The sequence below is a fragment of the Pseudomonas sp. ASL3 genome (assembly GCF_056680425.1).
Genome location: NZ_CM155281.1, coordinates 3,789,109 through 3,804,537, shown reverse-complemented (window position 1 = coordinate 3,804,537; position 15,429 = coordinate 3,789,109). Strand labels below are relative to the sequence as shown.

At 58.9% G+C, this 15,429-nt stretch carries 13 protein-coding genes and 1 pseudogene; 3 read left to right on the top strand and 11 right to left on the bottom strand.

Translation table 11 applies throughout. From position 1 onward, the window contains the following. Positions 1 to 2: 2 nt before the first annotated feature. The 7 genes from AC1MEE_RS17625 to minC form a co-directional block, all read right to left on the bottom strand. On the bottom strand, positions 3 to 2,192 hold the full coding sequence (locus tag AC1MEE_RS17625) for a mechanosensitive ion channel domain-containing protein (RefSeq protein WP_480410875.1): 2,190 nt from the start codon (positions 2,190 to 2,192) through the stop codon (positions 3 to 5). A gap of 130 nt (positions 2,193 to 2,322) precedes the next feature. Further along, the gene (locus tag AC1MEE_RS17620; RefSeq protein ID WP_480410874.1) at positions 2,323 to 2,487 is read right to left on the bottom strand and encodes a hypothetical protein; all 165 of its coding nucleotides are present in this window, start codon (positions 2,485 to 2,487) and stop codon (positions 2,323 to 2,325) included. A gap of 110 nt (positions 2,488 to 2,597) precedes the next feature. Further along, on the bottom strand, positions 2,598 to 3,887 hold the full coding sequence (locus AC1MEE_RS17615; RefSeq protein ID WP_480410873.1) for a M18 family aminopeptidase: 1,290 nt from the start codon (positions 3,885 to 3,887) through the stop codon (positions 2,598 to 2,600). A gap of 268 nt (positions 3,888 to 4,155) precedes the next feature. Further along, positions 4,156 to 4,791, bottom strand: a complete 636-nt coding sequence (locus tag AC1MEE_RS17610) for an RluA family pseudouridine synthase (protein ID WP_480416261.1) — start codon at positions 4,789 to 4,791, stop codon at positions 4,156 to 4,158. A 95-nt stretch (positions 4,792 to 4,886) separates the two neighbouring features. Next, entirely contained in the window at positions 4,887 to 5,141 is a 255-nt protein-coding gene (minE, locus tag AC1MEE_RS17605) for a cell division topological specificity factor MinE (RefSeq protein ID WP_002552653.1), read from the bottom strand. Then, on the bottom strand, positions 5,138 to 5,953 hold the full coding sequence (minD, locus tag AC1MEE_RS17600) for a septum site-determining protein MinD (protein WP_480410872.1): 816 nt from the start codon (positions 5,951 to 5,953) through the stop codon (positions 5,138 to 5,140). The genes minE and minD overlap by 4 nt, the downstream gene beginning before the upstream one ends. Positions 5,954 to 6,153: 200 nt before the next feature. Then, positions 6,154 to 6,894: a septum site-determining protein MinC gene (gene minC, locus AC1MEE_RS17595; protein WP_480410871.1), complete on the bottom strand. Its 741-nt coding sequence runs from the start codon at positions 6,892 to 6,894 to the stop codon at positions 6,154 to 6,156. 133 nt (positions 6,895 to 7,027) lie between these two features. On the opposite strand from minC, the gene AC1MEE_RS17590 reads away from it, so the two are divergent. Further along, positions 7,028 to 7,975, top strand: a complete 948-nt coding sequence (locus AC1MEE_RS17590) for a lipid A biosynthesis lauroyl acyltransferase (RefSeq protein WP_480410870.1) — start codon at positions 7,028 to 7,030, stop codon at positions 7,973 to 7,975. A 35-nt stretch (positions 7,976 to 8,010) separates the two neighbouring features. Next, a complete protein-coding gene (locus tag AC1MEE_RS17585; RefSeq protein ID WP_480410869.1) occupies positions 8,011 to 9,213 on the top strand; it encodes a patatin-like phospholipase family protein in 1,203 nt (400 codons plus the stop codon). 7 nt (positions 9,214 to 9,220) lie between these two features. On the opposite strand, the gene AC1MEE_RS17580 is transcribed toward AC1MEE_RS17585, so the two are convergent. From AC1MEE_RS17580 to AC1MEE_RS17570, 3 genes are all read right to left on the bottom strand, one after another. Further along, positions 9,221 to 10,075: a pirin family protein gene (locus AC1MEE_RS17580; RefSeq protein WP_480410868.1), complete on the bottom strand. Its 855-nt coding sequence runs from the start codon at positions 10,073 to 10,075 to the stop codon at positions 9,221 to 9,223. Between the two features lie 234 nt (positions 10,076 to 10,309). Beyond that, on the bottom strand, positions 10,310 to 11,113 hold the full coding sequence (locus tag AC1MEE_RS17575; protein WP_480410867.1) for an MlaA family lipoprotein: 804 nt from the start codon (positions 11,111 to 11,113) through the stop codon (positions 10,310 to 10,312). Further along, on the bottom strand, positions 11,106 to 12,404 hold the full coding sequence (locus tag AC1MEE_RS17570) for a serine/threonine protein kinase (protein ID WP_480410866.1): 1,299 nt from the start codon (positions 12,402 to 12,404) through the stop codon (positions 11,106 to 11,108). Before AC1MEE_RS17570 ends, AC1MEE_RS17575 begins: the two co-directional genes overlap by 8 nt. A gap of 238 nt (positions 12,405 to 12,642) precedes the next feature. Between AC1MEE_RS17570 and AC1MEE_RS17565 the strand changes: the two genes are divergently transcribed. Next, positions 12,643 to 12,999 (top strand): hypothetical protein, encoded by a 357-nt coding sequence (locus AC1MEE_RS17565; protein WP_480410865.1) that lies wholly within the window; start codon positions 12,643 to 12,645, stop codon positions 12,997 to 12,999. Positions 13,000 to 13,559: 560 nt separating this feature from the next. On the opposite strand, the pseudogene AC1MEE_RS17560 reads toward AC1MEE_RS17565, so the two are convergent. Next, a pseudogene (locus AC1MEE_RS17560) lies at positions 13,560 to 15,104 on the bottom strand (glycoside hydrolase family 17 protein); the annotation flags it as partial. Between the last annotated feature and the right edge of the window lie 325 nt (positions 15,105 to 15,429).

Here is a 15,429-nt window from a genome sequence, read left to right as displayed (position 1 = left end):
GATCAACCCACCTGCTGATCTTTCTCCGCCTCAACCCCACTCACGCCACCGGCACCGGTATTGACCTGAACACTCAAGCGCGGCGTCGCCAAATCGAGGCCGGCTTCATCCAGGTGGCGTTTGAGCGACAGGTTGAAGGCGCGGGAGACTTCCCATTGTTTGATCGGCGCGGTCTTGAAGCGGGCCCGCAGCACGGCGCTGCCGGACTCGAAACTTTCGACACCCTGAATCTCCAGCGGCGACCAGATATTGCGCCGCTGTAAGGGGTCGGCACGCATTTTCTGCCCGACTTCACGGACCATCTTGATCGCTTCATCGATGTTCATGTTGAACGGAATCGCGATGCGGAAAATCGCGTAACCGAATTCCCGCGAGTAGTTGTTGATGCTTTTGATTTCACTGAACGGAATGGTGTGGACGATGCCGTCGATGTCCCTCAGGCGCACAGTGCGGATGGTCAAACCTTCGACCGTACCCAAATGTCCGCCGACGTCCACGTAATCGTCGATGGCCAACGAGTCTTCGATGATGATGAACAGGCCGGTGATCAAGTCCGCCACCAACGACTGTGCGCCGAAACCAATGGCCAGACCGATCACGCCAGCACCGGCCAGCAGCGGGGTCACGTTCATGCCCATGTTCGCCAGCGCAACGATCAGGGCAATGATGAAAATCGCCACGAACAGCACGTTGCGAATCAACGGCATCATGGTTTGCGCACGGGCATTGGCCAGTCCTTTGCGCGAACGGGTCAATGCGTGATGGACCGCGGTGTCACTGAGAATCCAGATCAGCCAGGCGAACAGCAGAGTGGCGCTCAGACTGAACAGCTTGACGATGATTTCGTGGCCCTCACCCTCGGCGAAGCGAATCAGCGACATGCCCCAGGCGCGCAGGCCCAGTTCGATGAACAGCAACCAGACCAGTAGGTGCGCCAGGGTATAGAAGAAGTTCTTCAGCCGATCCGAATACAGCGCATGGCGTTTGTGCCCGTGGTGCGGTTTTAGCGCATGGCGGCGCACCAGACCGTTGATGACCATGCACAGCACCAGCAACACCGTACAGATCAAGGCCTGACGCAGGGCGGTACTGGTATCGCCGGCGGAGAAGAATGTGGCGAACAATGAGACCGCCACCAGCATCAATGCCGGCACAAACCAGAACGAACCGAGAATATCGATGGTGTCGCTCAAGGCGCGGCGGGTCAGGCGGCGCGAAAGTGGCTGGTTGCGGATCAAGTGGGCGATGGGCCGCCGGAATCGCAGGATGAACAGCCCGGTGGACAACGCAGCCAGCACGTTGGCCAGGGTCGCGGCGGTGTGCGCCAGATGCTCGCCGAGGCTGGCGATCAGGCGCGGGTCGTTCAGCCCCTCGCCAAAGGCGGCAAAACTGCCGATCAGCCACAGCGGCCGAAACGCCTGATGGCGCAGGATATACAGGGCGCGGTGGCGGTGAGGGCCATCGAGGACAGAAAAGGCAATCACGCAAATCGCCGAGAACAACGTGCCAACCACCAGGGCATAAGCCAGCACCATCGCCAGATCCTTGCCCAGCGAAGAGGGCAGGGAATAGCTCAGGTACACGGTGATGACCAGTGCCACCAGCCACGGCCCCAATTTACGCAGGGCAAAACGCAGCATGTCCCAGGTGCGTGGGTGTTGCGGCAGGTCTTCAGGCAGGCCAAAGCGTACGCGTACCCGATGGCTGAGCCAGATCAGGGCGGCCGCCAGCAGGCTCCAGATCAGCATCACCAGAGCGAAACCAAGGAGGACCGGCAGCCATTGATTGGCGGGCAGCATCTGCGATAGCAGTTCTTCTTGCGCCAGGTCCAGTTCCTCGGACCAGCGTTGGAGCGGGCTGTCATCGCCGGCGAACTGCTTCTCGAAACTGGACAGGGTGCTGCCGATCAACCCGAGTACGCCTTCTTCGGCGGCGGGTTGGGCTTTTTTGGTGGTATCGCGGAGTTTTTTCAGGTCGTCGAGCAGCTTGGTGCGCTGTTGATCGTTCTCCAGCGTCTTGATCACGTCATCCAGCGATTGCCCCAGGGGTTCCTGCGCTTGCGGCTGGTTTTTTTGCGAGCCGCTCAACAAACCCGGCAGGCTCACCGCTTGAGCCGCGGCAACTGGCAGCAGGGCCAGCAGACAGATCAGAAACAGGCGCGGCAGGACGAACAGACGGAAAAAAACAGGCACCAGGCATAAACCTCAAGTCGGCATCAACACGCCTGATCAGGCAATGACTGGCGAGTGTACGAGCGGGACCGAGGCTTGGCGAGCGCATTTTTATCGTCGACGTGGGGCTGCACGCCAGACGCTGGGCGGCTTACGCCAATTTTTCGAGGATTTTATAACCCACCGTACCGAGGATGCAGAGCATGCCCAGCCAGAGCAGAAACACACCCACCGCTCGCTCTTGATAAGTGAAGCCGACACACAGCAACAGCATACCGACGAGGATTGGTATCAGCATCGAATGGACCGGATCCATGAGCGCTACACCTTTCTGATTCGATAGATTCAGTTTAGGTCGGTTTTCACAGATCGTTCCGCTGATGATCATGCCACACGCGGAATGTGGGCATGATCAGTGCGAGAGCATCAAGGCAGATCGTGGCTGGCGTAGAACGCGCTGAGCACTTTCACCAAATGCGCCAGATCCTGGCTGCCCGCCAGTTCGCGGATCGAGTGCATGGCGAAGGTTGGCAGACCGATATCGACGGTGCGCACGCCCAGATGGCTGGCCGTGATCGGGCCGATGGTCGAGCCACAGGCCATATCGCTGCGTACCACGAAGCTCTGCACCGGGACTTCCTGGGCCATGCACAGATGACGGAAGAAACCGGCGGTTTCACTGCTGGTCGCGTAACGCTGGTTGCTGTTGACCTTGATCACCGGGCCGGCGTTGAGTTTTGGGCCATGGTTGGCGTCGTGCTTGTCGGCGTAGTTCGGATGGATGCCGTGGGCATTGTCGGCCGAGACCAGCAGCGACTTTTGAATGGTGCGCACATACTCATCACCTTCAGGCAGCAGGCGTTGAAGAATCTGCTCCAGCATCGGGCCGTCAGCGCCACAGGTGGAGGAAGAGCCGACCTCTTCGTGATCGGTGCAGATCAGCAGACAGGTTTCGTCGGTTTCGGCAGTGAGCAAGGCTTGCAGACCCGCGAAGCACGACAGCAGATTGTCCAGGCGCGCGCCGGCGATGAAATCACCGTGCAGGCCGACGACCGCCGCGCTTTGGGTATCGTAGAAGCTCAGCTCGAAATCGAGCACCACGTCAGCATTCAGGCCATGCTCGCGGGCCAGTTGATCGGTCAGCAAGGCGCGGAAATCCACACGCTCGTCACCCGCCACCTGCGCCAGAATCGGCGGCAATTCGGTCTGGGCGTTGATCGCCCAGCCTTCGTTGGCGGTCCGGTTGAGGTGAATTGCCAGATTCGGGATCACGGCGATGGGCAGTTTGAAATCGATCAGTTGGCTTTCGACCTTGCCGTCACGGCGGAAGGTAACGCGGCCGGCCAACGACAGATCGCGGTCGAACCAGGGGGCGAGCAGGGCGCCGCCGTAGACTTCGACACCCAACTGCCAGAAACCCTGACGTTGCAGTTCGGGTTGCGGCTTGACCCGCAGACACGGGCTGTCGGTGTGAGCACCGACCAGGCGGATGCCGCCGATCAGGGGCGAATGACGGCCCAGCTTGAAGGCGACGATGGATGAATCGTTGCGAGTGACGTAGTAGCGACCACCGGTCTCGGTGGCCCATGTTTCGCGTTCATTCAGACGCTGATAACCGGCCGCTTCCAGGCGTTGGACAAGGCTGGCGGTGGCATGAAAGGGGGTGGGAGAGGCCTTGAGAAAATCGATCAGACCTTGGTTCAACTCTTCGCGCATAAGTTACTCCAGACAGCAAGGGCGCAAGTTTACCGTATCTTGTGGCAGGCGCCGATTTGTTGATTGTTCCGCAGTGATAGGCGCTGCATTCCTGTAGGAGCGCGCTTGCCCGCGATCGAGGGCGAAGCACTCGCAGACCGGTATCCCATTTTCTCCAGGAAAACCGCGCTTGGGCATTCTGCGACTGCTTCGGTCGAGCGCGACTCCGAAGCGATCGCGGGCAAGCGCGCTCCTACAGGGGATTTGCGTCTGCCCCGGATACGCATAATCAAAACGGCGCCGGGCACTCGAAGCGCAGGCGTTCGCCGCTTTGCGGATGGGTGAAGCTCAGCATGCTGGCGTGCAGGCACAGGCGCGGGTAGGCGGCCAACGCTTGCGGATGTGCATACAGCCCGTCGCCCAGCAGTGGATGGCCGATAGACAGCATGTGCACGCGCAACTGGTGCGAGCGACCGGTAATCGGTGTCAGTTCGACGCGACAATAATCGCCACAGCGTTCCAGTACTTTCCAGAAGGTCAGCGCGTTCTTGCCGAATTCGTGATCGACCACATGCCGGGGTTTGGTAGGCGGGTCGTAGCGCAGCGGCAAATCGATGCTGCCGCTGTCCAGTTCCGGTTGGCCCCAGCACAGGGCGGTGTAGGCTTTTTCGGTTTCACGGTCATGAAACTGCCGCGACAGTTCGCGATGGGTGTCGGCGTCGCGGGCCAGCAAGATGATTCCCGACGTTTCCCAATCCAGACGGTGGACGATGCGGGCTTCGGGGTAACCGTTTTCCTGCAGGCGGGTAATCAGGCAATCCTTGTTGTCCTCGGCACGGCCGGGAACGGAAAGCAGCAGGGTCGGCTTATCGACCACCAGAACGCCAGCGTCCTGATGAATGATGCGGATGTTCGACAACGGCATGTGCAACGGGCCTCGAAACGCTAGAAACGCCCACGGCGGCATTTCGGACCCTTCAGTTCAGAAGGGCCGAAATGCCGCCGTGGGCACCTGCGGGATCAACGATCTGGCAGGGTGATATTGAGTTCCAGGATCGAGCAGCTGCCCTGGCTTTCCAGAGCGACCTGCACTTGGTCGGACTCGATGTTTACGTATTTACGGATGACTTCCACCAGCTCTTTTTGCAGGGCAGGCAGGTAATCCGGGGTGCTGCGCTGGCCGCGTTCATGCGCCACGATGATCTGTAGACGCTCTTTCGCTACCGAAGCTGTACTTTCCTTCTTGCGGTCACGAAAGAAGTCAAAAATATTCATTCACGACCTCCAAAGACTCGCTGAAACCATCCCTTTTTCTGTACATCGATGAAACGATGAGTCACTTCCTTGCCCAGCAAGCGGTCCACGGCATCGCTGTATGCCTGACCGGCGTCGCTCTGGTCGTCAAGGATGACCGGGATACCCTGGTTAGAGGCTTTCAATACCGCTTGCGACTCGGGAATCACGCCCAGCAGGCGGATAGCGAGGATTTCTTCGACGTCTTCGACGCCAAGCATTTCACCCTTGGTGACGCGCTCCGGGTTGTAGCGGGTCAGCAACAGGTGTTCCCTGATCGGCTCTTCGCCTCTCTCGGCGCGGCGGGATTTGCTCGCCAACAGCCCGAGCATGCGGTCCGAGTCACGTACCGAAGACACTTCCGGGTTGGTCACGACGATCGCTTCGTCGGCGAAATACATCGCCAGGTGCGCGCCTTTCTCGATGCCCGCAGGGGAATCGCAGACCACGTATTCGAAGGTCTCTTTCAATTCCATGAGGATTTTTTCAACGCCGTCCTGAGTCAGGGCGTCTTTATCGCGAGTCTGGCTTGCCGCCAGTACGTAAAGATTTTCCAGGCGTTTGTCTTTGATCAGCGCCTGAGTGAGGGTCGCTTCGCCGTTTACCACGTTGACGAAGTCGTACACCACGCGGCGTTCGCAGCCCATGATCAAATCGAGATTACGCAAGCCAACGTCGAAGTCGACAATCACTGTTTTGTGGCCGCGCAGAGCGAGACCGGTACCGATAGCGGCGCTGGTGGTGGTCTTACCCACACCACCCTTGCCGGATGTAACCACGAGAATCTTGGCCAAGGTGTTTCACCCCTAGAGGAAAAGGACAGTTAGTCCCTGAAGAGCATCCCGTGAAACGGCAACAGTCGAGCAATGCTGGAAATCGTGAACCCCTGAATCAGGCTTAACCGGCGGAAAACCCTGGTTTTTCCCGATTTCCTACTTCTTTTGCTACGTTTTCGCGACGAATCAGAGATGCTTTAAAAAAGCGGCAGTATCCGTTAAAGACGAATGATGTTCAACACGTCACCGGACAGACTGACCTGTACTCCGGCCCCCCACAGTGGATCTCGGCGCAGATCTTCGGAAACTTTGTATTGCCCGGCAATCGAGACCAGTTCGGCGCCCAACTGCTGGCAAAAAATCCGTGCCTTGGTGTCGCCTTTGATCCCGGCCAGCGCTCTTCCGCGCATAGGGCCATACACATGGATGTTGCCATCGGCCAGAAGTTCCGCGCCGGGACTGACCGGGGCGATGACCACCAGATCGCAGCCCTGGGCGTAAATCTGCTGACCGCCGCGCACCGGTGAGGTGATGATTTTGGTCGGTTTGATCGTCGGTTCAGGCGGCTTTTCCGGCTTTTTCTTGACGGCGTCACCTTCCGCGGGCTCCAGCGGACGTTCCCGCGCCCCCGAAGGCGGCAGGACTGGCAGATCGATGGCAATGGCCGCAGCGATATCTTCGATGCGGTTGGCGCGAATCGCCAGGGTGCGCAGGCCGTGTTGACGGCACACGCGCATCAGGCCGGGCAGATCGACCGCGCCTTCGCCGGCGGGCAATTTGTCCAGGGCCAGCACCAGTGGGGTGTTGCTGAAGAAGTTAGGCGCCAGGGCAACCTTCGCCGCCAACTGGCGATCGAGGCTTTCGAGGTTGTTTCGGGCCAGCTCAAGGACAGTGATGGCGAGCATGCTGCCCTTTAGCTGGAAAACAGGATCCTGGTCTTGCAATTCGATTTGGCTCATGGTTGGCATACAACAGCTTGTCACTAAAAGTGTCGAGACTTATAACGAGAACGCCCGCGAGTCGCAAGCCAAGCCGAACCGATGTTGCCGAACCGATGTAGAATGCGCGGCCATTGTCTTGACGGAAGCTGTAATGGATCGCCCGCGTTTTCGAGCTCGTTTTCTTCAACCGCGTTTCTGGCCGCTGTGGCTGGGTCTCGGCCTGCTCTGGTTGGTCGTTCAATTACCGTTTCGCGTGCTTGTCGCCGTCGGTCGGGTGCTGGGGCTGGTGATGTACCGGTTTGCCGATGACCGCCGCCACATTGCTTCGCGCAACCTGGAGCTGTGCTTCCCGCATTTGTCGTCGGCCGAGCGCAAACGCTTGCTCAAGGAAAACTTCGCTTCCACCGGTATCGCCTTTTTCGAAATGGCCATGAGCTGGTGGTGGTCTCGTAAGCGGCTGACGAAACTGGCGCACATCGAAGGCCTGGAGCACCTGAAACAGGCGCAGGTAGATGGGAAGGGTGTGATTCTCATGGCGTTGCACTTCACCACGCTGGAAATCGGCGCGGCGCTGCTGGGGCAGGAGCACACCATCGACGGCATGTACCGCGAGCATGACAACCCGCTGTTCGACTTCATTCAACGTCGTGGCCGTGAACGACACAACCTCGATTCCCTGGCCGTGGAGCGGGAAGACGTGCGCGGCATGCTCAAACTACTGCGCGCCGGGCGCGCCATCTGGTACGCACCGGATCAGGATTACGGCGCCAAACAGGGCATATTCATACCGTTTTTCGGGATTCCGGCAGCGACGGTGACCGCTACCAGCAAATTCGCCACGCTGGGCCGTGCTCAGGTTGTGCCGTTCACCCAGCAACGGTTGGCCGATGGCAGCGGTTATCGATTGGTGATCCATCCGCCGCTGGATGACTTTCCAGGCGTGAGTGATGAGGTCGACTGCCTGCGGATCAATCAATTCGTCGAGCGCGCCATCATCGAGTGCCCGGATCAGTATTTATGGACCCATCGACGCTTTAAAAGCCGACCACCGGGCGAGCCGAAGTTGTATAACAAGATCGGTGTGAAAAAGAAGAGTTAATAAAAGATGCCGACACGCGCCGTACGAGAACAGCCATGAACGTCAGCGAAGTCACGGGCGCCGTTGAATCCACCGTTGAATCCAGAATCGCCGCTGAATCGGTCACCGGGCTGATACTTTCCGGCGGCGGCGCGCGAGCCGCTTATCAGGTTGGGGTACTGGCCGGGATTGCCGATTTACTGCCCGCCGGAGCGTCGAATCCGTTTCCGGTGATCGTGGGCACCTCGGCCGGCGCCATCAACGCCGTCATACTGGCCAGTGGTGCGTCGCATTTCTGCGCTGCGGTTCATCAACTGGTCGAGTTCTGGCAGGGCTTTCGCAGCCATCAGGTGTTGCGCAGCGATTGGGCCGGGGTGATTCGTCAGGCCACTCGCTTCGTCGGCCACAGCCTGTTGGGGATTGGTTCGCAGGTGCCCGTGGCCTTGCTCAACAGCTCTCCGTTACGTGATCTGCTCAACGCGCGCCTGGATCTGCGCGGTATTGACCACGCCATCGAGGCTCGGCACTTGCGCGCCGTGGCGGTGACCGCATTCGGTTATGAGTCGGGGCAAGCGGTGACCTTCTATCAGGCCAGAGGCACCATCGATTCCTGGCTGCGCCATCGACGGATTGGCCTGCCGACGCAACTGACGGTCGATCATCTGCTCGCCAGCTCGGCGATCCCTCTGCTGTTCGCGCCGATCAAGATCGAGCAGGAATATTTCGGCGACGGCGCGGTGCGCCAATCCGCGCCGATCAGTCCGGCGCTGCATCTGGGGGCGAATCGGGTACTGGTGGTCGGGGTCAGCGGCAACCCGCGGGGTATCGAAGCGAACAATCCGTTGCAGCGGGTGAAGATGGGGGTGCAACCGACTCTGGCGCAGATCGGCGGGCACCTGCTCAACAGTACCTTCATCGACAGCCTGGAAGGCGATATCGAATTGTTGGAACGTCTTAACCTGCTGAGCCGGTTGCTGCCCGTGGAACAGCCCGTGCACACCTTGGGTCTGGCGCCGGTCGAAGTGTTAGTGATTGCCCCCAGCCAGCCGCTGGACGAAATCGCCGCGCGTCATCGACACGAATTACCGATCGCGTTACGCACGTTCCTGCGCGGACCGGGTGCGACCAAAACCAGCGGTGCCGGCGTGCTCAGTTATTTGCTGTTCGAGGCGGGGTATTGCAGCGAATTGATCGAGCTGGGCCGGCGCGATGCCATGGCCCAGAGCGATCAGTTGAAGAAGTTTTTAGGACTGGCTTGATCGATTTTTATGCGGTCAACTTATCATCGCGAAAATCCCGCAGCGCTTGTTCGATCTCTTCGCGGGTGTTCATGACGAAGGGGCCGTATTGCACGATAGGCTCGCGCAAGGGTTTGCCGGCGATCAACAGCACCTTCGCCCCAGAGGCGCTGTGCAGCTGCAGTTCGCCTTCTTCGGACAAGCGCGCCAAACGACGGGTGCTGATCGCTTGCGGCTGGTCGGCGAGCTCCAGGGTGCCTTCGTAGACGTACAGCAGCACGCGATGCCCTTGAGGAATACGCGGGCTGATGCTGGCGCCTGCCGGAATGTGCAGGTCGAAATAAAACGGTTCGGTATCCGGGCGCTGCACAGCGCCAGCCTGTTGCACCTGGCCGTCGTCGAACTGACCGGCGATCACGACCACTTCCACGCCCGCCTGAGTCGTCAGCCGGGGAATGTTCTGCGGTTGAATGTCCTGATAACTGGCGGGGTCGAGCTTGGTTTTGCCCGGCAGGTTCAGCCACAGTTGAAAACCGCGCATTACACCTTCTTCCTGCTCAGGCATTTCGCTGTGGATAATCCCGCGTGCCGCCGTCATCCACTGCACGCCACCGCCTTCAAGCAGGCCGACGTTGCCTAGATGATCCTCATGGCGCATGCGACCTTCAAGCATGTACGTGACGGTTTCGAAACCACGATGTGGGTGCGGCGGGAAGCCGGCGATGTAATCGTCTGGCTTGTCCGAGCCGAACTCATCGAGCATCAGGAAAGGGTCGAACAGCTCCACGCTCTGGCCGCCGAACACGCGCGTCAGGCGCACGCCGGCACCATCGGACGTAGGCTGGCCAGCTTGAATCGCCAGCACTTTACGAAATTGAGTCATCAAGGCACTCCTGATCGGGTGGGTATGGCAAATATGCTATGCCTATCAGACCGATCAATGGGTGCGTTTTTTGCGTGTTACCTATCAAACATCCTGATGTTGCAGAGCTCTTGTAGGAGCTGCCGAAGGCTGCGATCGACCGGGAACCGGTCGTCGTGTTTGATCTTTGTGAAGGTCGTGCCGGTCGAGCGCGACCCCGGCCTATCGCAGCCTTCGGCAGCTCCTACAGGCGGTTCATTCGGCAATCTGCAACTTGCGCGCTTCGGTGTAGACGTAGCGGACTTTTTCGTACTCGAACGGTGAGTTCAACTGTCCATAGCGGAAGCCAGTGGTGTAACGCCTGTCGATGGCACGCAGCAGGTAAATTTCCGGGTGGTTCTCGCTGACCTGGGCGACGTTGAGGAAGTTGATCTGCGATTCGGCGGTGAAGTCGAACACCAGGCCGCCGGTATCACGCAGGTTCGATGGCCCGAGCAAGGGCAGTACCAGATACGGTCCGGCCGGTACGCCATAGAAGCCCAGGGTCTGACCGAAGTCTTCGGTTTGGCGCGTCAGGCCCATCCTGGTCGCCGGATCCCACAGCCCGGCAACGCCGACGGTGGTGTTGAGCAACAGACGGCCTGTGGTTCGCAGCGAGCGCTGGCCCTTGAACTGGAGCAGGCTGTTCAACAGGTTCGAGATGTCACCCAAATTGCTGAAGAAGTTACTTACGCCCGTACGCAGGAAGCTCGGCGTGACGTAGCGATAGCCGTCGACCACCGGCAGGTACACCCATTCATCGAAACGATAGTTGAAGTGGTAGACCCGACGGTTCCACGACTCCAGCGGGTCATAAACGTTGAGGGCGTTGAGGGTGGCGCGTTCGAATTCGCGCTGGTCCAGGCCGGGGTTGAATTTCAATGACTTCAACGGCTCGGTGAAACCATCCGGATCAGAGGCTCTGGCGACCGTCGCGGGATGGGCGGCAGGAGGTACATCGGCCGCATGAGTCACACTTGCGCAAAGCAGGGCAGCGATAAACAAAAGACGTTTAGCCACGGAAGAACTCCAGCATGGCGTCGCTGTTGACGCGGTAATTGAGGTTGCCGCAATGGCCGCCGTACGGGTACACGGTCAGGCGATCGCCAAAGGTCTTGCGCAGAAAACCAAGGTCACCGGGGCCGAGAATCACATCGTCGGCGTTATGCATCACGGCAATTTTGGGGTTGTTGTGCAGGTAATCCTTGAGCGCATAGAGGCTCACTTGATCCACCAGTTGTAGCAGGCTGCCGCCATCGGTACGGGCACGCCACATCGGGATAACCTGCTCGGTCAGGTAACAGTCGAAATCGCATTGCAGTGCACGTTTGAGGAAGGACGTGAGGCTGGTGCCTTCGCTGATCGGGTATTTGGGCGGCGTGATCAGACCGCGGCGGTTGATCAGGTCCGAGGTGAATGCGATATCGGCCGCGGAAAAGCGGAACGAGGTACCGATCAGCATCGCCATCTGCTCGTTGGACAAGTGCTGGCGGGACTGTTGGAAGTCATAAAGCAGCGCATCGTTGAGGTCGATATAGCCTTTTTGCTTGAAGTAGCGGGTCAACTTGGCCAGAACCAGTTCATAGAACGTGGTGGTGTTGTTGATGCCCTTGACCTGGGTTTGCACCAGCTTGTCCAGATTACGGATTGAGGTGTAGAGATTGACCGGCGGATTGAGCAGCAGCACGCGCTTGAAGTTGAAACTGCGCCGGGTTTCGTCCAGATGGCTGACGAAGGCCGCATCCAGTGCACCCAGGCTGTAACCGGTCAGGTAGTAATCGGTGATCTGCAGTTGCGATTGTTGCGCACGCACCGCCTGCATCACCCGATACATGTCCTCGGCGTCGTCCTTGGAAACCCCGGGTGTGGCGAATCGAGAGGCGGCGGTCATGAAATCGAAACTGGTCGGTGACGACAATTGCACGACGTGATAACCGGCGCCGTAATACAGCTTTTTCAAGAACTCGTTGATGGTGCTGGTGTACGGCGCGCCGGTGCCGGCGATCAAAAAGATCAGCGGCGCCGGGTGATTCTGTTTGGCGAGACGATAACGCAGTTTTTTCACCGGCCAGAAATTGTCGGGCAGGGTGAATTCGCGCTCAGGACGCAGGTTGAGGGTGTAGTCCGTCTGGTCGATATCGGCATCGGCCGGTAGTTGCGGTCGCAGGTCCGGCGGGGTAGTGGCGATGGTCGCTTCGAAGGGGTTGGTCAGGGGATAGCCGTAGCTGGCCGGGTCGACATCGACCGCCAGAGCGGACGCACTCAAAATGAGGCCGCCGAGAATGGCAGCGAAGCGTAGAAAACGGAGCATGACTAAATCCCTTGGGAAAAATGCTGAATAGATACGCAGGCTATGACCACGGGTGTAGTACCGAAGTGCCGCACTTCCAAGCGAACGCCCTTAATACCGTCGAGACGATACACGTTCCCAGCGATTTATCGACAGAACAGGTTGCCATAATGTTGGTTCAGCCCCTTGCATACCGACGTCGGGCGATTATGCTGGGCGCCGTTTTCGCGCTCGTTCACGCTGGTTTCTGGAGTACTGCATGTCTCGCCGTTTGCCACTGATTGTGCTGCTTATCGTCCTGCCACTCTGGCTTGCCGCCAGTTATGGCGTACGTTATTCGTTGATGGAGGATGCCAAGTGGGTGGGTATTTGCGCCAACGAAGCGTTGGGCTGGGAGTGTCAGCTGCGTTCGGGCCTTGGGCTGATGATTCACTTTGGGGCGATCGCCTGGGCGGCATTGGTGACGTCGATCATCGCATTCTGTCTGCCGGGTCGCGCCGGTTGGGCGCTGGCAGTGCTGGCGGTGCTGTTGGGGATTCCAGCGTTGGTGCTCTACAGCGCGAGCCTTGCGGTGTTTGCGGTGGTGATTGCCGGGTTGCGGTTGGTCAGAGCTTAACGATCAGAACCCCAGACAGCACTGAGGGGAGCCTGGGCTCCCCTCTAATGGTGTTACGTGCTCTATTTTTATTGTTTTAGGGCGGTCTGTTCTTGTTTTTGGCGACCTGTCCCTTCACCGCTGTTTTGTGCGATCCCCATACGGGATCAAGAGCAAACGTATTTTTTTGAGCGCTGACTTGCTTCATCACCTGAGTGATCCAACCAGTTCGGGAGCTACCTGAGGGTAGTTTTATTGTTCTCTGCCCGGTTGCGGGATCGAAATCCCTGTAAAGCCCTTCCACTCCAAAAAAATCTGTTAGCTACGCCTCTGTCCGTGTTGTTCTTGTTATGTCAGAGCCGATACGTATTGTTTTTATTGGGATGCTGCTTTGTTTTTTTATTTTTGTTGTGCAAGAGATATAGCAGGAGCCGTGCCAGTTTTTAAAAATCCTTAAAAATCAAATACTTAAAAAATACTCATCGAAGCTGTCGATAAAAATCATCAGTATTTGTTTCCGTGTTACCCGCTTGAGCACCGGCGTTGGTGGGGCCGGTAACACAATTGACTTGCTCCGCCCCACGCACCCGCAAGCAGCGCCACAGCGCGGCGGTCATCAGCAGGCTGACGAGTGCCCAGCCCAACGCCTGCTGGCTGGCAAGCCCCTCGCGGAACAACTGCGGGGCGATACCGGCGCCGACGATAAAGGTCAGCAGCGCGACTTCCCGGCGTGGAACACGCACCGGCCGGAACAGGTAGAACAAGGCTGGCAGCAGCAGGGTCGGTGTGGGGAAGCTGCGATAGCGCGGGTCGAACACCAGCGCCAATATCATCACCGCGGCGGCGAAACCAGTGGCGGTCACCCACCAACTGGCACGGGCCTCGAACCAGAGGAACGCACGAGCGCGCCAACCCTCTTTGGCCGACAGCGCCAGCGCGGCATGAGTCAGCACTAGCAGGTTCAAACCGACCAACACGACAGCCCAGACCCACTCGCCCGCAAAGCGGGTGGTCACCCGCGCCAGCTCACCCCAGGTGCCGATACAGCCAGCGCCCAACGCGGCCAGCAGTGGCAAGACCAGCGCAGCGCGCGTGGTACTTACACGTCCGGCGACCACCAGTGTCATCGAGAACAACAGCCCGCTAGCCGCCAGCCAGAACGGCCAGTAAGACAGATTGGAAACGGGGCCGGCGAGTACGCCTTTCTCCTGACGATCGGCATCGAACAAGCCCCAGTAACCGCCGACAGCCCCTTCAGCCGCGCGTTTCCATGGCTGGTCAAAGGCCTCGATCAGGTTGTAATGCCAGCCGTTTTTTTCGGCCATGGCGACAAAACCACGGATGAACCGCGCCTCGTTGGCCCGGCTAGGCACCGCGGTTTCCCGCTGGCGACCTTCGCTGGGCCAGCCGGTCTCGCCGATCATGATGTCTTTGGGGGCGAAACGGCTGCCGAAAATCTGGCGGATCTGCGCCACATGCTCCAACGCATCGTCGATGCCTTTGGGGTCATCTTCCCAGTACGGCAACAAGTGGATGGTTAGGAAGTCCACCGTCGGAGCAATTTCCGGGTACTGCAGCCAGAATTCCCACACGTCGGCGTAGGTCACCGGTTGCTTGACCTGACTCTTGACCTGAAGGATCAGCTTGGCCAATTGCGGACCGGTCACTTCTTTGCGCAGCAGTGCCTCGTTACCGACGATCACCGCAGTGACCACGTCGGGGTTGGCGTTGGCCGAGGCAATCAGCGCGTCGACTTCCTTGGCCGTGTCCACCGGGTTGGCGTTGACCCAGGCGCCGATCATCAGCTTCAGGCCATGCTTGCGCGCCAGTGCGGGAATGTCTTCAAGACCGGTCATCGAATAGGTACGGATGCATTCGAAACGCGTGGCGAGCAGGGCCAGGTCGGCATCCATTCGTTCCGGCCGCAACTTGAAGGGCTGGTCGAACGGCGATTGGTCCTTGTCGAACGGGGTGTACGAGGCGCACTGCAATTTATGCGTAGGCGTGGCCGCGTCCGGCAGAATCACCGGTTTCCCCAGCCCATACCAGAAACCGCAAAGGGCGAGCAGGCCAAGCAGACAGGCGAATAGATAAGGTGCAACGGGGAAGCGGGAAATCGCAGGCATGATGGGGCCGAAGTGGGGCGAAGGCCGGCATGTTACCTGTATTTTTCTAAAGGCTGGAGAAGGGCTTTGTTTCTGATATGAATGGGGCATGCAAAGTTTGGGCGTTGTTTTTGCGCCTATGTCGTTGATAGCTCGATTTGTCGCTGATGGCTTAGTGATGTCGTTTATCGCTGTATTGAGGTCGCTAACAGAGCAGGAGGCATCCCGTGTCAGGTTGATTATCAGGACGCCAGTATGGCGCTGCTGACAGTGGCACTGAACAGGTGAGGCGTGAAGGGGCAGCAGCGCTCCAAAGCCGGGCATGAACTGCGGTCCCTTAAAAAAC